This is a genomic window from Desulfosarcina widdelii, assembly GCF_009688965.1.
Classification (GTDB): domain Bacteria; phylum Desulfobacterota; class Desulfobacteria; order Desulfobacterales; family Desulfosarcinaceae; genus Desulfosarcina; species Desulfosarcina widdelii.
Genome location: NZ_AP021875.1, coordinates 2,681,950 through 2,702,454 on the forward strand (window position 1 = coordinate 2,681,950; position 20,505 = coordinate 2,702,454).

19 protein-coding genes are annotated in these 20,505 nt (G+C 56.1%); 10 read left to right on the plus strand and 9 right to left on the minus strand.

The window, feature by feature from the left end; genetic code table 11:
• Positions 1-447, minus strand: coding sequence for a division/cell wall cluster transcriptional repressor MraZ (mraZ, locus tag GN111_RS12635; protein WP_155304088.1), 447 nt, complete (start codon positions 445-447; stop codon positions 1-3).
• Positions 448-950: 503 nt separating this feature from the next.
• On the opposite strand from mraZ, the gene GN111_RS12640 reads away from it, so the two are divergent.
• The 5 genes from GN111_RS12640 to GN111_RS12660 all read left to right on the plus strand — a co-directional run bounded on the left by GN111_RS12640 (position 951) and on the right by GN111_RS12660 (position 4,924).
• Positions 951-1,649 carry a hydroxyacylglutathione hydrolase C-terminal domain-containing protein gene (locus GN111_RS12640; protein WP_155304089.1) on the plus strand — a complete coding sequence of 233 codons (699 nt, stop codon included), beginning with the start codon at positions 951-953 and terminating at the stop codon, positions 1,647-1,649.
• A 22-nt stretch (positions 1,650-1,671) separates the two neighbouring features.
• Positions 1,672-2,370, plus strand: coding sequence for an HD domain-containing protein (locus tag GN111_RS12645; RefSeq protein ID WP_231715731.1), 699 nt, complete (start codon positions 1,672-1,674; stop codon positions 2,368-2,370).
• A gap of 91 nt (positions 2,371-2,461) precedes the next feature.
• Positions 2,462-3,139 (plus strand): hypothetical protein, encoded by a 678-nt coding sequence (locus GN111_RS12650; protein WP_155304090.1) that lies wholly within the window; start codon positions 2,462-2,464, stop codon positions 3,137-3,139.
• Positions 3,140-3,270: 131 nt separating this feature from the next.
• Positions 3,271-4,521 carry an IMP cyclohydrolase gene (locus GN111_RS12655; protein ID WP_155304091.1) on the plus strand — a complete coding sequence of 417 codons (1,251 nt, stop codon included), beginning with the start codon at positions 3,271-3,273 and terminating at the stop codon, positions 4,519-4,521.
• Between the two features lie 130 nt (positions 4,522-4,651).
• Positions 4,652-4,924: an HU family DNA-binding protein gene (locus GN111_RS12660; RefSeq protein WP_155304092.1), complete on the plus strand. Its 273-nt coding sequence runs from the start codon at positions 4,652-4,654 to the stop codon at positions 4,922-4,924.
• A 209-nt stretch (positions 4,925-5,133) separates the two neighbouring features.
• Here the strand turns inward: GN111_RS12660 and ltaE are convergent, their stop codons facing one another.
• The 8 genes from ltaE to GN111_RS12700 all read right to left on the minus strand — a co-directional run bounded on the left by ltaE (position 5,134) and on the right by GN111_RS12700 (position 12,555).
• On the minus strand, positions 5,134-6,171 hold the full coding sequence (ltaE, locus tag GN111_RS12665) for a low-specificity L-threonine aldolase (RefSeq protein ID WP_155304093.1): 1,038 nt from the start codon (positions 6,169-6,171) through the stop codon (positions 5,134-5,136).
• A gap of 6 nt (positions 6,172-6,177) precedes the next feature.
• The gene (gene hisD / locus GN111_RS12670) at positions 6,178-7,485 is read right to left on the minus strand and encodes a histidinol dehydrogenase (RefSeq protein ID WP_155304094.1); all 1,308 of its coding nucleotides are present in this window, start codon (positions 7,483-7,485) and stop codon (positions 6,178-6,180) included.
• 36 nt (positions 7,486-7,521) lie between these two features.
• A complete protein-coding gene (locus GN111_RS12675) occupies positions 7,522-7,959 on the minus strand; it encodes a PaaI family thioesterase (protein ID WP_155304095.1) in 438 nt (145 codons plus the stop codon).
• A 172-nt stretch (positions 7,960-8,131) separates the two neighbouring features.
• A complete protein-coding gene (locus tag GN111_RS12680; RefSeq protein WP_155304096.1) occupies positions 8,132-8,770 on the minus strand; it encodes a LysE family translocator in 639 nt (212 codons plus the stop codon).
• 19 nt (positions 8,771-8,789) lie between these two features.
• Positions 8,790-9,590, minus strand: a complete 801-nt coding sequence (locus tag GN111_RS12685) for a DODA-type extradiol aromatic ring-opening family dioxygenase (RefSeq protein WP_155304097.1) — start codon at positions 9,588-9,590, stop codon at positions 8,790-8,792.
• Positions 9,591-9,629: 39 nt separating this feature from the next.
• Positions 9,630-11,300 carry a PqiB family protein gene (locus tag GN111_RS12690; protein ID WP_170302252.1) on the minus strand — a complete coding sequence of 557 codons (1,671 nt, stop codon included), beginning with the start codon at positions 11,298-11,300 and terminating at the stop codon, positions 9,630-9,632.
• A gap of 17 nt (positions 11,301-11,317) precedes the next feature.
• Positions 11,318-11,947, minus strand: coding sequence for a paraquat-inducible protein A (locus tag GN111_RS12695; RefSeq protein WP_155304099.1), 630 nt, complete (start codon positions 11,945-11,947; stop codon positions 11,318-11,320).
• Positions 11,935-12,555, minus strand: a complete 621-nt coding sequence (locus GN111_RS12700) for a paraquat-inducible protein A (RefSeq protein ID WP_170302253.1) — start codon at positions 12,553-12,555, stop codon at positions 11,935-11,937. The genes GN111_RS12695 and GN111_RS12700 overlap by 13 nt, the downstream gene beginning before the upstream one ends.
• A gap of 266 nt (positions 12,556-12,821) precedes the next feature.
• Here GN111_RS12700 and serC point away from each other — a divergent pair, with 266 nt between their 5' ends.
• The 5 genes from serC (at position 12,822) to GN111_RS12725 (ending at position 20,107) form a co-directional block, all read left to right on the plus strand.
• A complete protein-coding gene (serC, locus tag GN111_RS12705; protein WP_155304101.1) occupies positions 12,822-13,910 on the plus strand; it encodes a 3-phosphoserine/phosphohydroxythreonine transaminase in 1,089 nt (362 codons plus the stop codon).
• A gap of 550 nt (positions 13,911-14,460) precedes the next feature.
• Entirely contained in the window at positions 14,461-16,203 is a 1,743-nt protein-coding gene (locus GN111_RS12710; RefSeq protein ID WP_155304102.1) for an aldehyde ferredoxin oxidoreductase C-terminal domain-containing protein, read from the plus strand.
• 105 nt (positions 16,204-16,308) lie between these two features.
• The gene (locus GN111_RS12715) at positions 16,309-16,929 is read left to right on the plus strand and encodes a hypothetical protein (protein WP_155304103.1); all 621 of its coding nucleotides are present in this window, start codon (positions 16,309-16,311) and stop codon (positions 16,927-16,929) included.
• A gap of 70 nt (positions 16,930-16,999) precedes the next feature.
• The gene (locus GN111_RS12720; protein ID WP_155304104.1) at positions 17,000-17,176 is read left to right on the plus strand and encodes a hypothetical protein; all 177 of its coding nucleotides are present in this window, start codon (positions 17,000-17,002) and stop codon (positions 17,174-17,176) included.
• A 258-nt stretch (positions 17,177-17,434) separates the two neighbouring features.
• On the plus strand, positions 17,435-20,107 hold the full coding sequence (locus GN111_RS12725; protein WP_155304105.1) for a hypothetical protein: 2,673 nt from the start codon (positions 17,435-17,437) through the stop codon (positions 20,105-20,107).
• Positions 20,108-20,505 lie beyond the last annotated feature (398 nt).

Below are 20,505 nucleotides of genomic sequence, written 5' to 3' on the forward strand. Positions count from 1 at the left end.
CTAAATCCCCAGTTGGGCAATCTCGCGCCGCACCTGTTCGTTGCCCATATCCTTTTGCTGCAGCCCGTTTTCCCGGTCCCAATTTTCCCGGGACCAGATCTCGAACCGGTCCAGCACGCCCACCAGGACGATCTCCTTCTCCAGTTCGGAGTACTGCTTCAAAAAAGGAGGAATCAGCACACGCCCCTGGGCGTCACACTTGCAGTCCTGGGCGCCGCCGATAAAAAAGCGCTGAAAGCGGCGCATCTCCTCGCTTTTTTCGGGAAGATGAAGTATTTTCTGTTCCAGTTCGGCCCACCGGTCATGGGCATAGGCAAAAAGACAGCTGTCCATGCGGGTGATCATGATACTGTCCGTCCCGCTTTCTTTGATCACTTCACGAAAGCGCGTCGGAACGATGATTCGCCCTTTTGGGTCGATGGTATGAAAGGAGCTTCCCCGAAACATGTGTCACCATTATCATCCACTTCAATCCACTTTCATTGGATAAAAGTACAAATTTTGGTTTGTGTCAAGAAAAAACTTGTATTTCGGAGGAAATTTTTATCAATAATTTTTGAAAGTTAAGCACAAAAAAACCGGGTCGTCAACGGCGTGGAGCAAAGTGGAGCAAAAATCCCCATTATCTTCTAAAAATGGGCATGCGCCCGAAGAGCGGCTTTCGTGCCTCCCCGGACGTTTTTTTGTAAGCGTTAACGGGGTACCGCATCTGCTTTGTTCCCGGGCACTGAAGGTTGACCCAACCGTCTGCGTGCCCGGCGCCTCACATCTACGGCACCCCGTTAACGCTTACCGATCAGGCAGTTGCGGCACATTGGGTATTCCAACCCCGTGAACGGGTACTTTTTTTGGTTGCCTGGATCGACGGTTTCCGATATCGATATTCAGCCATGTGCGCTCCTGCCCCGAAGGTGTAGCGACAAATAAAACCCCAAGCGGAAACCGGACCATTGAAAATCGAGCAATTTTTTTACGGTAGGGACAACTTGGGCTATCTGCTCTATTCCGGCGACAGTGCCCTGGCCATCGATGGCGGCGCCGTTCAGGAGATACTCGCCTTTTTGCGCCTCAACCGGCTGAAGCTGGAACTGGCCACCAACACCCACGGCCATGGCGACCACACCGTCGGTACCCGCGAGCTGGTGAAAGCCACTGGTGCCGACTACCTTGACCACCGGGATTTCGCCGACGGCCAGACCATTGACCTGAACGGTGAGGCGGTAACCGTCCGCCTGACCCCGGGCCACACCATGGATTCGGTAACCTTTGCCGCCGGGGATTTTCTGATCACGGGCGACACCCTGTTCAACGGGACCGTGGGCAACTGCTTTTCGGGAGACCTGAAGGCTTTCTACCGATCCATCTGCCTGCTCATGGACTACCCCGGAACCATGCGCGTGTACGCCGGCCACGACTATGTCGCCGAATCGCTGGCATTCGCTCGACACCTGACTCCCGACAACGCAGCCATCGACCGTTATGCGGCCCGCTACGACAAGAGCCACGTGGTTTCGACCCTCGAAGAGGAGCGGGCCGTCAACCCCTACCTGCGGTTCGACGACCCGGAAATCGTGCGGTTGGTAGAATCCAGGGGGCTGCCCACGAATACGGCGTACCAGCGCTGGGAAGGAATTATGTCCATCGAATGAAAGCCGTGAGAAAATGAAGCTCATGCCCAAACCCTATTCCCCCGCGCACGAAATGGACGCAGCGGCCCTGACCGCATCCGAGTCGGATCTGCTGGCCGACATCCGTCATCAGGCCAGGGCACACTTCTCACAGGCCAGGGGCAGCCACGATTGGGACCACACCCTGCGGGTACACCGCCTTTGCCGGCATATCGGAACCGCCGAAGGGGCGGACATGCTGGTGGCCGAAGCGGCCGCCTACCTGCACGACATCGGCCGTGCTTACCAGGACCGGTCCAACGGCCACCTCTGCCATGCCGAGAAAGGTGCGGCCATGGCCCGCGAGATGCTGGCAGCCTTTAAAATAGCCGACCGCCGGCGGGAAAACATCATCCACTGCATCGCAGCCCACCGCTTCCGCCGTGGAGAATTTCCGCGGACGCTGGAGGCTCGCGTGGTTTTCGATGCCGACAAACTGGATGCCATCGGTGCGGTGGGCATTGCGCGGGCCTTTTTGTTTGCCGGCGAACTCGGTGCACGGCTGCACAGCCCTGAAGTCGATGTGACAAAGGCGCCGGCCTACTCCAGCGACGACACGGGGTACCGGGAATACCTGGTGAAGTTGTCCAAAATCCACGAGCGCATCCTGACCCCCGCCGGACGGTGCCTGGCCAAAGAGCGGCATCGGTTCATGGCCGATTTTTTCGACCGATTTCTGGAGGAATACGAAGGGGAAAAATGACGACTTCGTGAGAAGCTTTTTACAAAGTCGTCTGGAACTCGACTTACAAGAACAGCAAAATTGGCTGGATAGCATTGGAGGTGCAAACAACATGACAATGAACAGAGTAGAGAAAATCGATAACCGGGTCCGTGTGAAGCATGTCCTGATCAGCGTCTCAGACAAGACCGGCCTGGAAACCTTCGTTCCCCGGCTGTTGTCGGTTAATCCGGAACTGCGAATCTTTTCCACCGGCGGCACGTTTGCCCGGCTCAACGAAATCCTGGGTGACCGGGCAACAGGCTGCCTCACCCAGGTGTCCGACTACACCGGTCAGCCGGAAACCCAGGGCGGCCTGGTAAAAACGCTGGATTTCAAGATTTACCTGGGACTTCTCACGGAAACTTACAACGACGCCCATCAGGCAGACCTCACCCGGACACAGGCGGTGCCCATCGACATGGTGGTGGTCAACCTCTACCCGTTCAAGGAAACCATCGCCAAGCCCGGCGTCACCCCGGAGCAGGCCCGGGGCAACATCGACATCGGCGGTCCGTGCATGATCCGCGCCTCGGCCAAGAACTTTATCCGCGTGGCTTCGGTAGTCGATCCGGGCGACTACGATTCCATTGCCGACGAGATGGCCGCCGGCGGCGGCCGCGTTTCCCTGGCCCTGCGCTACCGCCTGGCCTGCAAGGCCTTCGCTCACACGGCCGCCTACGATACGACCATTGCCGGCTACTTTGCCGACACGGCCTTTGCGGATATCGAGAAGGAGTATGATTTATGAAGGCGGATTTCCGATTTCAGACTTCAGACCTCTGACTTCCGGCCTCCGACCTCAGGCAGTCCAATTTCGGGAAGCAATAACGGACTCAACATACTCAACCAACTTAACGAACCCAACCACGAGGAATCCAAATGGCTGACGACCTGAAAAAAATGTACCGCACCATCATGGACGACCACTTTCCCCCTCAAATGGAGATCAGCTTTGTCGATCATGAACAGCGGCAGACCCTTTTTTACGAGAAGGTCACCTGGACCATCGACGGCGTCCAGAAGGGGCTGCGCTACGGTGAAAACCCCGGCCAGGAAGCCGCTCTGTACCGCATGGTCAACGGCAACCTGGTTCTCGGCGAGATCGAGACCATTCAGCCCGGCCAGTACCTGGCATCGGACATTGAACTGCTGCAGTCCGGAAAGCACCCCGGCAAGACCAATCTCACCGACGCGGACAATTCGCTCAATATCCTGCGCTATTTCACGAACCGGCCCACGGCGGTGATCGTCAAACACAACAATCCCTGCGGCGTGGCCCAGGCCGAAACCCTCGAACAGGCCTACGTCAAGGCCAACCTCGCAGATCGAGTGGCCGCCTTCGGCGGTTGTATCGCCCTGAACCGCAGCGTGGACAAGGCCGCCGCCGAGGCGATCTGCAGCCAGTACGCCGAGGTGGTCGTGGCCCCGGATTTCGAGCCGGGGGTCATGGACATTTTTGCTCGCAAAAAGAACCTGCGGGTGATCCGCATCGGCAATATCGACCGGTTGCAGCAGTTTGTCGGAAAGCGCTGCGTCGAATTCAAAAGTCTCATCGACGGCGGCATCATCGCCCAGTGGTCCTTCGTGCCGCAGACACGCACCAAGGAAGACCTGAAGCCGGCCAGTTGCGAAGCCAACGGCAAAACCTACCAGATCGACCGCATGCCCACGGAGAGCGAATATGACGACCTGCTGTTCGGCTGGCTCGTCGAATCGGGGGTCACATCCAATTCAGTACTTTATGTCAAGGATCTGGTCACCGTCGGTATCGGCACCGGCGAGCAGGACCGGGTAGGGGTGGCCGAGATCGCCCGGGACAAAGCCTACCGCAAACTGGCCGACCGTTACAGCTTTGAAGCCTGGCAGACCCCTTACAACGACCTGGACGACAAGGAGAAAAAAGCGGAGATCGACACGCGGGTGGCCGCCGAAAAAGGCGGGCTCATCGGCGCATCCATGATCAGTGACGCGTTCTTTCCCTTCCGGGACGGAGTAGACGTGGGCATCCGCGAAGGGATCACTGCGGTGGTGCAGCCCGGCGGATCGACCAACGATTACCAGTCGATTGAGGCCTGCAATGAGGCCGGGGTGACGATGGTTTACACTGGACAGCGCAGTTTCAAGCACTGAGACCCTTTTTCTTCCCCCAAACCCTTGTTTCATGGGGTTTCGCTGTTGACACGCTTTAAAAATTGCTGTAATGCCACAACATAAGCGTAAATTATTAGGTTCCGTTTCACACCCATCAAAGGAGGAAAAGATGACCAAAGCTGAAATCGTTGAGAAAATGGCAGCCGACGCCGGCATCACCAAAGTTGCCGCCGCCGCCGCACTGGATTCCTTTACCGGCAATGTCGCCAAAGCCCTGAAGAAAAAAGACGGCAAAGTGACCTTGGTGGGCTTCGGAACCTTCATGAAGGTACGCCGCAAAGCCCGCAAGGGACGCAACCCCCAGACCGGCGAAGTCATCAAGATCAAAGCCGCCAACGTTGTGAAATTCAAACCGGGCAAGAAGTTAAGAGACGCTGTGTAAGTACCCACCGCGCAAAATTTCAAAAGGCGACCTGCTTGGCTCGTTGAAGCTGTCAGGTCGCCTTTTTTTATTTTATAGTATTGACGGGCTCGTAAAAAGTACCAAACTCGTCATGCCGGACTTGATCCGGGGCATCCAGAAAGTATTGATTCCGGGCCTATGCCGGAATGACGAAAATATGATAATTTCGACTTTTTACGAGTCCGTCATCAGGTACCCATCGTCTTTCGAAACACCGCCAGCGCCCGGTCCACATCATCTGCGGTCACATGATAGTTGAGTACGGCCCGCATCCGGTCCGGCGCCGTCGGCAGCACGAGTACGCCCCTGTCGGCCAGCCGGGCCACCAGGGAAGGGGCATCCATGCCTTCCTGGACCACGCGAAAGTAGACAATATTGGTGGTGACCCGTTCAGGGTCGATCTGCAGGCCGGGCGTCTGTGCCAGGCCTATGGCCAGTGCCCGGGCGTTGGCATGATCCTCGGCCAGACGATCCACCATTTCGGTCAACGCCACGATACCGGCAGCGGCGATGATGCCTGCCTGGCGCATCCCGCCGCCTACGGATTTTCGCGCCCTTCTCGCCTCGGCGATGAAGTCCTCATCCCCGCAGACCACCGACCCCACCGGAGCGGCCAGGCCCTTGCTCAGGCAAAAGGTCACCGAATCCGCCGGGCCCGCCAGTTCGGCCGCATTCACACCCAAGGCCACGGCGGCGTTGAAGATGCGTGCGCCGTCGATGTGTAGTTTCAGGCCGTGCCGGGCGGCCAGTTGGCCCACGGACCGGGTGTAGGCCGGTGTCAGCGGCACGCCGTTGCAGCGGTTGTGGGTATTTTCCAGGATGATCAGCCGCGACCGGGGGAAGTGAACATCGTCGGGGCGGATGGCGGCCTCAATGACATCAAGAGCAATGGTGCCGTCCTCGGCGTTGGCCAGGGTGCGCGGGTGGATGCCCCCCAAGGCCGAGGCACCTCCCTGTTCGTAGAAAAACACATGGGACTGGTCGCCCAGAAGAGTTTCACTCCCTCGCCCGCAGTGGGCCAGTTGGGACACCAGATTGCCCATGGTGCCCGAAGAAACCAGAAGGGCTGCCGGCTTTCCCATCCGTTGGGCCGCCATCTCCTCCAGCCGGTTGACAGTAGGGTCTTCCTTGAACACATCGTCCCCCACCTCGGCTTCGGCCATGGCTTTTCTCATGGCCTCCGTCGGCCGGGTGATGGTGTCGGAACGCAGATCGACGATTTCCATAATCGATTATCCTTTGGTGTTAAGGCGCACCTGAATCGCGTTGGCGTGGGCTCCCAGCCCTTCCACATTGGCCAGGCAGATGATATCGCGGGCGTCTTTTTTGAAAGCTTCCGGCGAGTAGCGGATCAGGCTGGTTTTTTTCATGAAATGGTCCACGGAAAGGGCGGAAGAGAAACGCGCCGTGCCTGCCGTGGGCAGAACATGATTGGGACCGGCCACGTAATCGCCCACCGGTTCGGGCGTGTAGTTTCCCAAAAAGATGGCTCCGGCATTGCGCAGTCTCGGGGCCACGTCCATGGCATCGGCCACCTGAAGTTCCAGATGCTCGGGGGCGATGCGGTTGGCCAGATCGATGGCCGTTTCCAGGTTCTCGACCACCATGATGGCGCCGAAAGCGGACAGGCTCTGACGGGCGATATCGACCCGGGGAAGCGGCTCCAGTTGAGTCTCCACTTCGGTTTTCACCGCACGGGCCAGCTCCGCCGAAGGGGTAACCAGAATGGCCGAGGCCAGCACGTCGTGCTCCGCCTGGCTGAGAAGATCGGCGGCGGTAAATGCCGGATCGGCCGTATCGTCGGCGATCACCAGGATCTCGCTGGGGCCGGCGATCATATCGATGCCCACCGTACCGGCCACCAATTTCTTGGCCAGGGTGACGTAGATATTCCCCGGACCGACGATCACATTGACCCGGGGGACCGTTTCGGTACCGTAGGCCAAAGCACCGATGGCCCAGGCGCTGCCCATTTTGTAGACGACATCCACGCCGGCTTTTTTGGCAGCCACGAGAAGCTGGGGGGCGACTTCTCCCGAAGGGGTGGGCGGGGTGGCCATGATCACCTTGGGCACACCGGCAATTCTGGCTGGAATGGCGCCCATGAGCACTGAGGAAACCAGCGGGGTCGTACCGCCCTTGCCGCCCGGCACGTAGACGCCGGCGGCATCCACGGGATTCACCATCTGGCCCAGAAGGGTGCCGGAACGCCGGGTGTCGATCCACGATTTCGGCAACTGCTGGCGGTGAAAGGATTCGATCTGGGCGGCCGCGCGATTCAGCGCCCGCATGAAGGCCCGATCAACCTGCTTGCCGGCCGCCGTCATCTCTTCCGGGGTGACCGCCAAGGCCTTTTCGGACATCTTGGGGGCGTCGAACTCCCGGGTGTAGCGGATCAGGGCGCTGTCCCCGTCCTGCCGGACATCCTTGATGATCCGGGTGACGGCCTGGACGTCCTTTTTCCTGAAGTCGATCTCCCGCCCGACGATGTCTTTGAGTTTCTTCTCCGCCGCAGTGGACGGGTAGTTAAATATCTTCATGGAACGTTTCCTTTCCAAGGGGAATCCGACATCTCTCTACAGGAGAACTGTTTGGTTGAGATCAGCCTGCGGATATAAAATCATTTGGGTGCACCGAAACAATGCAATCGTTTTTCCGGATTGCCGGTGGCTTACAACAGCATCCCATACCTGCGTGGTTCTCCCCATGTGAACCGGATGCGTGACACAGGCAATGGTTCCCTCCCGAGCGGTTCCCAGGTGGTTGGACTTCAGTTCGATGGTAGTGAATCCTGACGCACCTTCGGGCAAATTGGCGAGGCATCCGTTGCCGCAGGATGTATCCGCCAGCGTTACCACGCTGCCGGCAAAGAGAAATCCGTTCGGGGCGATGTTCGCTTGATTGATTTCCATTTCGGCCCTGACTTCGGCTTTACTGATGGAGGTAACGACAATACCGAGGCAACCTGGCAACTTGTCCGCAAATATCTCATTCAGACGTTCTGGGGTCGGCAAAACTCCTCCTTGTTATGGAACTTTTTGATCTTAAACAGGAGCAGCTTCTACCCCATTTTAAGTCCGCGGGTCAAATACTAATCTTCGATGACCGAGGGAGGAGTAAGTACTCTTCCCTTTGCGGAAATCGTAAATAGTGCCCATCCAGAAGGCAACTATTTCTGGATGGGCACTAGATGCGGTCACTCGTTGCCAATTTAATCCCCAAGCCAACAAACAATGCACCGAGACCGCGATCCATCCAGCGCGACACGGTTTTATTTCTGCTGAGATAACCGGTTAATTTGCCGCCAGCCAGAATCAATGGAGGCTCGACAAAAGCGGCAACGACAATAATCAGAAAACCATGCAGAAACAGTTGCGCACGGCCAGGCCCCGCACCGACTTCCACGAATTGCGGCAAAAATGCCAGGAAGAAAATGGCGACCTTGGGATTCAGGACCGCGACCAATACGCCTTGCTGGAATATTCTCATCATTCCTTTAGGAGAAACCTGGCCGTTGGCAGAGACAATGGATCCTTTGGAGCGCAGCGCCTGTATGCCAAGCCAGATGAGATACGCCGCTCCGATCCATTTCACCATTGAAAAGGCGACGGCAGAAGTGGCCAGAATGGCGGACAGGCCGAGTGCCGCAAAAAGGACATGGACAAAGGCACCCGTCCAGATACCGAACATCGCAGAAAAGCCTGACCGCACACCGCCTTTGGCCGTTTGGCCGAGAATGAAGGCCATATCCGGACCCGGAGAGAGGTTCAGCAAAACGGCGGCTGAAAAAAACGCAGCCCAATGGACCAGGGAATAATCGAACATTTTCTTATATCTCCTTGATTTACCAAAGATACATACTTGATTTTTTATTGAGAATCTTCAACTCAAAAAATTCGTTACAAAACGCCTGACGAACGCCATAGCATACATGCAATGGCAGCAAATGCTCCTCCCTCGGGTGGCAATATCTTGCATGGGGTGCATTTTCCCAATTTTCCAATCTGCCGGCTCTTTCGGATTCGCCGATGTCCGGATTGGAACATGTATCGATCAACCATTGTTCAAAGGCTCCATTCATTGCCTTGCCGTCAATGGTTTCCGGTTCGAAAAACGCCCTCATATTATGAAAAGAAAAGCCTGAACCGATAATCAGCAGTCCATCATCGTTTATGCCGGAAAGCGCAGATCCGATTTGGATATGATCGGCAGGGTTCAGGCTTTTAAGCAAGGATATCTGAATACAGGGAATATCCGCATCGGGAAACATGATTTTAAGAGGAACAAACACTCCGTGGTCAAAGCCTCTTTGATCGTCCAGCCGGTTTTGTATCCCTGATTGGCTGAACATTTCTCCGATTTGCTTCGCTAAAGCGGGTTCACCGGGGCACGGATATTCGATGCGATACGATTCTTCGGGAAATCCGTAATAATCGTAAAGAAGTGGCGGATTTGCCGCCGAAGTAATGGTGGGGATTTCTTCTTCCCAATGCGCACTGATTACGACAATAGCGGATGGCTTATCCATCTTCGAAGCTAAACCGGTTAAGTTTTCGACCATCTCGGTGTGTCCGTCATCACCGAGCAACGGCAAGGGACCGCCTCCATGAGATAAATACAATACACTAGGATGATGATTTCCCATTATGATTTCCTTTTAAAGGATACTGCCCCGCGATTTTGCCTATGGCTGCGGCCTCTGCGGGTTCGCCGGGGATGTTTCCGCCGACGGTTTCGGGAATTCTTTCCTGGGCGGCGACTTCTTCAATTTCAGGGGAATTTGCGGCGCCCATCGGAGCCACGTCCCCCGGGCTTTGTCATGAAGCTGGAAGATGTGGCCCTTTTTCGCCGGTTTGCCCATGGCGTCGCCTTCAGGCGTGGCAAAAGCCACCCCGCCGGCAACCAGGGTTTCCAGAGATTCGGTTTTCAACCCGGAGAACAACCCGAAATCCATTCCGCTGACATTGAAAAAGGCGCTGTTTTCACGCACCAGCGGCACATACTTTTTATAGATAATCACGTATATATTGACCGCATCACCGGTCGAGGCCAGTTCGTAATCGGAGACTTCACCCACCTGAACCTGCCGAAAATAGACCGGGGATCCGGCTTTAAGCGACCCGCGACGCTCTCCCTGCAGGATGATCTCAAGCTGACCCGGATCGGCCGTTTCTCCCGGAGCCTTGTCCCGTGCAACGAAATTTCGGGCCGCTTTTCCGTCGAGATTCGGCTTCATGTCGATATAGGTCCCGCCCACAAGGGTTTCGAGTCCGGATACTTCGGAGAGGCTGACCTTGGGAGATACCAGCCAGAACTGGGTACCCTCCCGCAGCGCCCGGTTGCTTTGCGGATCCATCATAACCATGGCGGTGACGCCGGACAGATCGGGCAGCACGGTTATACGTTCCACCACGCCGATGTCAATTCCCTTGAAGCGGACTCTGGTGCTTCTGGCTTTCAGGCCCTGACCGGTAGCGAACCGGATGAAAATCGCAATTCCGCTCTGGGCTTCTTCAAAATCTTTGTGGAGTTTGAATGTTTCCATATTTTCGGCAGGTGTCGACGTCTCACCCGGATCCGGTGTGTCGAAGGCAATGCCACCCCTGAGCATGGCGGTTAACGATTCCATGCGGATATCCAGGTCCGAAATACTTCCCGAAACATGAAAGCCGCTGGCGTCCCAGAATCGGGATTCCTTGGTCACCAGGTTCTGATATTCCGGCAGGATGTGGATGCCGATCGTAAACGATTGCTTGTCCTCGGCAATGGCAAGGGTCTGTACGGACCCCACCTCGTAGCGTCGATAGTATACCGGGCTTCCGTATTGAACCGACGGCTGCTCTTGTGATGTCAGGATCAGGTGCAAACCGGGAGTGTTTTCGTCCAGCGGCGGCGGACCATCCAGCGCCTTGAATGTGGACGCCGGCGGTCCGTCACCGGGCCGCATGGCAATATAGTTGCCGGTAACAATGGTTTCCAGACCGGTAATACCGGTCATGTTCACCGTGGGCGTCACCAGCCAGAACTCGGTATTCTGGCGAATCAGGTTTTCGAGTTCAGGGTCGAACTCGATTTTTACTTCAACGGCATCGCCTTTCGGGCTCAGTGCGACCGCACTGACCTTGCCGGCCGGAAGCCCCTTGTAAAGCACCTTTGTTTTATCGGCCGCGATGCCATCGGCGGTCTTGAATTGAACCACCACCTTGATCGGCGCATTGACAATGCTGTCATAATACAGCCAGCCGCCGATTGCTGCCGCAATGATGGGCAGCAGCCAAATGATGGAAATGCGGCGTTTGGTTTCGGGAGCAGCTTCTGGTAAAGCTTGGGGATCGACGGCATTGGTTTCACTCATCTGGTCTCTCCATATTTTTATCCCGAGGTTGGTGGGGAATCCCATATCAAACGCTGGTCAAAAACCATGGCCGCCAGCATGGTCATCACCACGGCCAGTCCGAAATAGACGGCCGCGGCATTGCCTTCGATGGAGGCGATTTTACCCATGTCCACCAGTTTGGCGGTGATGGCGATGACGAAAATATCCAGCATGGACCATTTGCCGATGTACTCCACCATACGATACATCAACGTTCGCTGGCGACGGCTGATTCGCCATCTGAACTGAACCGACAGGAGCAGTACGACGATGCCGCTGATTTTCAGAAACGGCACGGCAATACTGGCGATAAACACAATCAGGGCAATGGGGATCATGCCGTGATGCAACAGAAGAACGACGCCGCCCATGATCGTGGAGGGCAGCCCTTCACCGAACTGGGAGACCGTCATGATCGGAAGCAAATTGGCCGGGATCAGAAGAATCAGCGCGGTCAGGGTGAGCGCCCAACTCTGGCCGACGCTGCCGTAGTGACGCTGGCGAACGCCGGCTCCGCAGCGTGGGCAGCGTTGCTTGAAATTAGGGCTGCGGGCCAGCCAGCGCAACCGTTTGTGGCACACCGGGCATTGGGTCAGGCCCACGGATTTGGCGCTTAACCATTGCATATGGCTTCAATCTTTCTCCAGACACCGTGGCGGTCCAGGGTGACCTTCACGGCGATGCTGGCCAGCATCATTCCCACAAAACAAACCAGGCCGATACCGGGTGTTACAGAGGCCATGCCGATCAATTTGATAACCGATACCAGCAAACCGATCATGTAAACTTCGAGCATGGCCCAGGAATCGAGGTGAGAGTAGAACCGGAAAAAGTTGGGCAGCAACAAAATATTGCGTCCCAGGGCCACCTGCGCCAATACGATGCCGAGCAGTGAAAATTCCAGAAGCGGCGCCAATACGCTGCAGAAAAGAACCATTAATGCGACCGGGACCATATTCCCCTCGGCCATCACGCGCACGGCACCGATCATGGTGTGGTTTGACTCGATGCCCAAAATCGACATGTGCAGGATGGGCATGAAATTGGCCGGCCAGAAAAATATCAGGCCCGCCGCAACAGCCGCCAGGGGTCTGGCGATTTCGGCCGAACCATGACCTTTGACCGGAGAAGAACAGCGCGGACATCTCAAGGCGGACGAAACGGGTCCATCCGGCAGACGCATCAGCACATCGCACTCATGACAAATGGTGAAATCGGCAGTTTTTTGTTCCAACGCAGTATCGTTCATGTGAAAATTACTCGGCTGCAGCCATCCGGCCCCTGTATTCTACTATTATAGCAAAGTAGCACAGAAAGCCTGTATTGCAACCGGATTGTCCGGTTTGCCGATAATTGAACCAAAATCACGATATGATTACGGTTACAAGTTGACATCCATCGGTTTCTATCGGTAGAAGTACAGGTTACATAGGCCTATTCCGGCGTTTACCGGGCCGAACCACCGCGCCCCTGACTTATTCCAAATGGAGGTTAACACCGATGAAAGCGGACAGAATCTACAATTTCAATGCCGGACCGGCGGCCCTTCCTCTGCCGGTGCTGGAAGAAATCCAGGAATCGTTTCTCAACTTTGCCGGCTCCGGGATGTCAGTCACCGAAATCAGCCACCGTTCCAAATGGTTCGACGACGTCATCAACGATGCCGTTACACGGGTCAAACGGATCCTGCAACTGGACGACCGCTTTCATGTGCTCTTTGTCCAGGGCGGGGCCAGCATGCAGTTCTGCATGGTACCCATGAACCTGCTGGGCGCCGGGGATTCGGCCGATTACGTAAACACCGGCACGTGGTCCACCAAAGCCATCAAAGAAGCCGAGATTCAGGGCAAATCGATTCACGTGGTGGCCTCTTCCGAAGACCGCAACTTCGCTTACATCCCCAAAGAGATTGCCTTTACCCCGGATGCCGTCTATGCCCACATTACATCCAACAACACCATCAAGGGAACCCAGTGGGCCCAGTTTCCCGATACCGGCGGTGCGCCCATCGTGTCGGACATGAGTTCGGACATCTTTTCGAGACCGCTGGACATGGACAAGTTCGGGCTGATCTATGCCGGAGCCCAGAAGAACATGGGACCGGCCGGCGTCTGCCTGGTCATCATCCGGGACGACCTGCTGGCCCGCACGCCCGGGGACATTCCCACCATGCTGCGCTACAGCACCTATGCCAATAAAAACTCCATGTTCAACACCCCGCCCTGCTTTGCCATCTACACCGTGCAACTGGTGCTCAAATGGCTGGAGGAAACCATCGGCGGGCTGGGCAAAATGGAGGAACTGAACCGGAAAAAAGCCGGGCTGCTCTATGACTTCATCGACCAGAGCGATTTTTACCGGGCAACGGCGGACAAGGACAGCCGTTCGTTGATGAACGTCACGTTCCGCCTGCCCAGCGAAGAACTGGAAGCCGCCTTGGTGGCCGCCGCCCTGAAAAACGGCATGGGCGGGCTCAAGGGCCATCGCAGCGTGGGCGGATGCCGGGCATCCATCTACAACCCCACGCCCCTGGCCGCCGTGGAATCTTTGGTGGACTTCATGAAAACCTTCGAGCGTGACAACGGATAGCGTTCGGTTCGGCCAATCCCCACCACAGGGGGAATACCCATTTTGTTTACTCCTGCGTATAAAAAGCTTCAAGCCGTAATTATTTCACCATAGTTGCGGCTGAAAGCTTTTCCCCTGCCCTGTTTCCTCCCGGCGGAATCGGCGCTCTCATATAGTCCATGGGAGCGGGGTGCAAATTCGCTTTACGTCTGTGCATTTTCTTCGTTTATCACCCGCCAATCAAAATTTTCATTCATGGTCTTTTGACGCTCCCTTTCGGTTACTCTTTTTACCGTTATGACCGTTGGATTCATCTGCTGGAAAGAAACGGACAAAAAAGGCCTGAAATCAACATTATGCAAAAAACAAGCGTTATGCTGTAATTTCTGGTTTTCCTTGACACTACCCATAGATACCAATTATTACAATATAAAGCAGGGACGGGTTGACGATCAATCAATGGTTCGTTTCCGATCCGAAGACGATCCACAAATCACCATCTTTGCGATTAACCACCGCCAAGCCGCGGATTGGGTTTGACATTACCTTCACTTTGCACAGGAGGGACGCAATGGACAAAATCTTGAGAATCGACGTGGGGGCTCCCGGAGGACCGGCCGCCAAGACCGAAGCCCTTGGAACGTACGCCGGCTTGGGAGGCCGTGCAATGACTTCGACCATGGTGGCCAAAGAGGTGCCGCCCTCCTGCCATCCGTTGGGAGGCGCCAACAAGCTGGTCATCGCACCGGGAATGCTCAGCGGATCGGCCGCGGCCATCTCCGGCCGGATCAGCGTCGGCTGCAAAAGCCCGTTGACTGGTGGAATCAAGGAAGCCAACTCGGGCGGCCAGGGCGCCCAGGTGATGGGTCGGCTGGGCTACGCGGCCATCGTTCTGGAGGGCAAGCCCGCCGATGACCGCCTCTACAAAATCATTGTCAACAAAGACGGTGTAACCATAGAGCCCGCCGACGAACTCAAGGGCCTGGGCAACTACGCCACAGTCGAAAAGCTCGCCGCCAAATATGGCAACAAGGTGGCCTGCATCACCATCGGCCAGGCCGGTGAAATGAAGATGTCAGCCGCTTCCGTGGCTTTCACCGATGTGGAGCAGCGCCCCACCCGCCACGCAGGCCGCGGCGGCGTCGGCGCCGTTATGGGAGCCAAGGGCATCAAGGCCATCGTTCTGGACGACGCAGGCATGAAAATGCGGCAGCCGGCCGATCCCGAAAAATTCAAGGCGGCCAACAAGGCCTTTGCCGAGGGACTGCGCAAACACCCGGTCACCGGCGAGGGGCTGCCGGCGTTCGGCACCAACGTGCTGACCAATGTGGTCAACGAGGCCGGCGGTTATCCAACCAACAATTTCAAGACCGGCCAGTTCGAAGGTGCCTCCAAGATTTCCGGTGAAACCCAGGCCGCTCTGGAAAACGAACGCGGCGGGGAAGGCTCGGCCACCCACGGCTGCCACCGGGGATGCGTGATCCGCTGTTCGGGGACCTTCTACGACAAGGATGGCAACTTCGTCACCAAGCAGCCCGAGTACGAAACCGTTTGGGCCCATGGCGGCAACTGCGGCATCGACGATCTGGATGTGATCGCCCAGTTGGACCGTATGGATGACGACTTCGGGCTGGATACCATCGAAATGGGCGCAACCATCGGCGTGGCCATGGACGCCGGCCTGGCCAGTTTCGGAGACGGCCAGGCGGCCATCAAACTGCTCCAGGAAGTGGGCGACGGCACACCGCTGGGGAGGATTCTGGGCAACGGCGCAGCCGTCACCGGGCAGGTGTTCGGTGTGGAGCGGGTCCCCGTCGTCAAGCGCCAGTCCATGCCGGCCTACGACCCGCGTGCGGTCCAGGGCATCGGCGTCACTTACGCCACCACCACCATGGGCGCCGACCACACCGCCGGCTACGCGGTGGCTACCAACCTGCTGGGCGTCGGCGGCAGCGTGGACGCCCTCAAACCCGAAGGACAGGTCGAACTGTCCCGCAACCTTCAGATCGCAACGGCGGCCATCGATTCCAGCGGCATGTGCCTGTTCATCGCCTTCGCCATTCTCGATCAGGCTGAAACCTTCCAGGCTCTCATGGACACTATCAGTGGTTTTCTCGGGAAACCATTTACGGCGGATGACTGGGGGACCTTAGGCAAATCGGTTATCGACAATGAACTGGCATTCAACAAGGCTGCCGGATTCACCGCCAAAGACGACCGGCTGCCCGACTATTTCAAGAACGAAGCCCTGGCACCCCACAACGTCACCTTCGGCGTTACAGACGAGGAACTGGACACCGTCTTCAACTGGTAACGGCTGCTCGCCAGGATTCCAAGCCATCCCATACACGGGGAGATCCACGAGGATCTCCCCGTGTGTCGTTGGGTTTCACAAGCGCCCCTTTGTGGAGGAGACGACATGATCGAAGTCGCGTTGGAGATCGACGTCGCACATCTGCCTCGCTTTTTCTCGCTGTTGGAAAGGGGCGTGGTTCTGCCCGCCGTCACCGGCTGTACCCTGAGAGAATTTCTATGCGGACAGTTGGGTCTTTCCCAAACCTACCTGGACCAGCGCATCCAAACCCTTTTTCTGGACGCCCGGCCGGTTGACGATGTGGATGCTGCGGTAATCCGGGACGGCTGCACAATAGCGCTCAGTGCCGCCATGCCCGGCCTGCTGGGGGCCACCATGCGCAAGGGCGGCCGCTACGCAGCCTTTCGCAAAGATATTTCTCAAAGCGCTGATAAAAGACAGGCCGGTGAAACATCGGGACGGGTAACCGTCAAAATGTTTAACATGGTGGCCAGGGAGTTGGGGGGACGACTTCTCGAAAGTGGCGTCGAAATCCATGGCCGCGACCTCCAGTGGATTGCCGACCGTCTCCAAGCCGTCTCACCAGGCGCCGTTGTCAAGGCATGTCTGGATGGCCGGGAAGCCACTGTCGACGAGGGGTTTTTCTCGTCGCTGGCCTCTCGCCGGCTGCGACTTTTCGTCAAGGGCGCCGGGCAGCCCGCATCCAATCGTGACGCAATATCTTAGCGCTTTTCAATTCCGGCCGTTTCGTATACGATCCCACAAACAACCCATCCTCCGCCTGTGGAGAACTGCCATGGAAGACGACCGCTCCATTGCCGATCTGCTGACTGCGGTGGCCGGACAATACCGCCGGCGGATTGACGACCCGACGCTCCCCCAAAACACGACCCGCCTGGAGACCATTCGCAGGCTCGAACTGATCGTCCAAAGCATCAAAGGGCTGATGAAGCACCAGCAGGAGACTTTGTAAGCGCCATACAGCGAAGAATCTCGACAATTTTGCATATGCCGACGTCGAGAAAGAATACTCGGGCCTTGATGTCATCCCGGGAGCGTGGTATCTTTCCAGCAGTTGATGACGTTCTGCGCATTTGCGATTCGAACGGATACCGCACCCGGCAACTTCTCATTATCGAATCCGAACCACTCTACTGAAACAGTAAGCTGACCACGGACAGGCTGCCCCTTTGCGGGGACATCGATCACCCTAACATCCACGAGGTGCCCGATGAAGCGTCCGATTGCCCGCTTTAAGATGGTCTGCGGATGGGTGTTGATCCTGCTGTTGACGGCTGCTGGCCAAGGTGGCTGCGATACCGGAAGCGAAGGCAACATCTTGCCTTGCATTCCCGACCTCCAGCACGCCCAAGACGCGCTTGCCCAACGTCGGGGCGCCCGGTTCATCGCATTTCTCCAGAAAACCGGAGACAAGTATATCCGCAATGGCGACTATGAATGCCTGTATGCCATGGTCAAGTTCTTTGACGACGGATCCCTCACAACCCGGGAGACCCGCTACCTGTTGTTGTACCGTATCGTCGCCCAGATGGGACGGAAACAATTCGTGGGGGCCCATATTGACTACGACTGGCTGATTAACATGCCTGGCCTGGGAAACGATCCCGATTTCGACAGGCTCATGGAGAGCCTCATCGGCAAAATTTGCGCGCCGGAAGTAGATTTTTTCAAACAAAAATTCGGCTGGCTGCATACCGTCCATGCCGGCGGCCTGCATAGCGATGCACAACCCAAGGAAGAGAATCTGGCGTCCTTTTTGCTCAACTTTTCCAGTGAACGGCTTCTGGCTTGGGATTTTCTGACCTTGAAACGCTGTTTCGAATCGGTCGATCCGCGCAGACTGTCCCCCGAGGAGCAACGGATACTCTATTCAACCCGTTTAACGGTGAATCTCCACCTTAGCCGTATCACCGACGCCTACCGGGCGTGGATGGCTTATCGGGACCTGGCAAAAAGCTATCCATGGGCAGCCGATGGCCCGAAACCGCTGGACATGACATTTGGCGATATCTGCGCGGGCGGAGTTGGCAGCTGCGGTGCCGGAGATCTTCTAGGAAGTTCGGACGACGATCCGAAGATTCGGGTATTCGGCGCCATTACACATTTGGAAACCAACGCGGTAGGAGGCCGAGAGTGTATGGGGGGTTGGGTATGTGTAAAAGCTGCCCTCGAACACATCGTTGCACCACAAGACGTCTTTAAAAAGGCCCCTGAAGAGAAGATGCGCGAACTGTTCTATCTGGCCAAGGCCAATATGATACTTGGGGATTATTCACTCGCCCACAGTCAGCTTCTGGCGCTGAAAACGGCCCCGGGAATCGCGAAAACACCTTTTGAGGCCCAGATTGTCCAAATGATCGATGTCTGCGCCACCACCATTCGCAAAAGTTGGGAGGCATCGCTGGGGGACAAGCTGAAAGACCTTTTCGAACTCTTTTTTTACAAGGCCCTCGGCCGATTCATGTTGATGGCCGTTTTGACCTTGCTGCTTGCGTTGTTTTTCCATCGCTGGAGCACGATTTTCAGCGAGGGGCGAACGATAACAGCATCCTTTTTCAAGGTCCTGGACAAACTTCCTTTAAGACTGCCTTCCCTTTCGTTGTCGTTTTCCAGCGATGGATGGCTTGGAACCCGATTCGGGAAACAATGCAATTCCGTTCTCAAGGGTTCCCAGGTTTTCTGCCAACAGCTAAGGCAATTATACCTTGAGTTAAAGGAAAGTGCGGGAGGACTCCGGTTGTTTTCCTGCAACACGTTTGACCCCAAGGAAGTGAGTTTCGACCCTGGCGAGTCCTTTTGGGCACTACCGATGAATTATCCCGGGATTGACCAAAAGATCAGGTTCCGCAGCCGTTTAGTAGCGAAACAAATGAGCTACTATGCCCCCATGCCCATCTGTCTTATCTCCCGGATACCCGGTTACCGTCCGAATCGTTACCTGTGGTTTTACATGTGCATTGGCGCCGTCCTTTCCCTGCTGATAGCAAGGGTCTTGTCCCTCAGTTCACCTGGACCGACTCGGGAGCATGTCATCTTCTTTTTTCTGATGACGGCAACCCTGGTAGCCTCCCTCACCGGAATCCGCATCATGAGCCGCAAGGTTCTATACTCCCTTGAAGAGATCGGTACCATGCTCGGCAGCGTTACCACACTGAAACGTCTCCGCCGGCAGATCCGCATCATGTTCCGTTCCCCCTGGCAGCTTTTCGTTGCTTTCGTTCTCTATGGCTTCTTTTTCATCGTTTCCAAGAACCAGTTGCCCTCCACTCACGCAGTTGTCATCCTGATCGTTCTGATCGTGAGTCCCATCCATTGGATGATGATCAGTTCTCTGCTTTTCACCCGCGAGCTGTGCAATTTGAAAGATCTGTCCATCAACCCCCTCTCCCCCCTGAAAACCTGGGGACTGCAGAAATGGATCTCCGTCATCGGAACGTTTGCCACCACCGGCAGCATCATTATCACCTTTTCCTCTTCCATTCCCATCATCATGCGATGGAAATATCTCAGCGGACGGGATCTTTTCTGGATCTTCTCCATGATGCCCCTGCTTTTGGCCTACTGGATCTATCCATATTTCAAGATTCGCAATATGGTGCGGGAGTTCAAGCTCCAGCGCATGCATTTCATCAAGGCCAACATTTCCATCGCCTATGACAAGTGGCAGGCCCTGTCCGCCGAAGGGCCGGATACTGTCGATCCCGAGCGGCTGCAGGAGATCGAACGGCAGATGGATCGGTTGAACCACTACCACGGTCTGTTCAAGGTCATTGACCAGAGTCCTGAATTTTTCGTGGATTTCTATTCAATCCTGGAACTGGCCAAGGTGATGGGGTTCCCATCACTCTTTGCCCTGATCGTCTATTTCATGCGTGTGTTTTGATCCCAGGGGCAGCGTAAAGCCAATATCAAAGATCTTGTGGCAGGAGGGGCAGATGAACAACCATTGTGTCGTCCGCCCCTGCTTGCGGAACATGGAGTGGAACCCATCCCGGTAGCCGCAGGCCGGGCAAATTCTGAACTCCTCTGACATCTTAATTTTCTCTACTTCTTGATCCACTGTCTTTCCCCCCTCTGGCAGGATTCGACGGCGATTCGACCATCGAACGCAGCCGAATTTAAAGTGGTAAATATCCAAAGCGTAGTCGGCATTGTATAAATTACCATCCTTAAATTCAATGCCGATTTATTGCTCCGGCAAGTCAAGACACCAACTCTGTCATGCCGGACTTGATCCGGCATCCAGACTTTTCCTGGATTCCGGCTTCCGCCGGAATGACA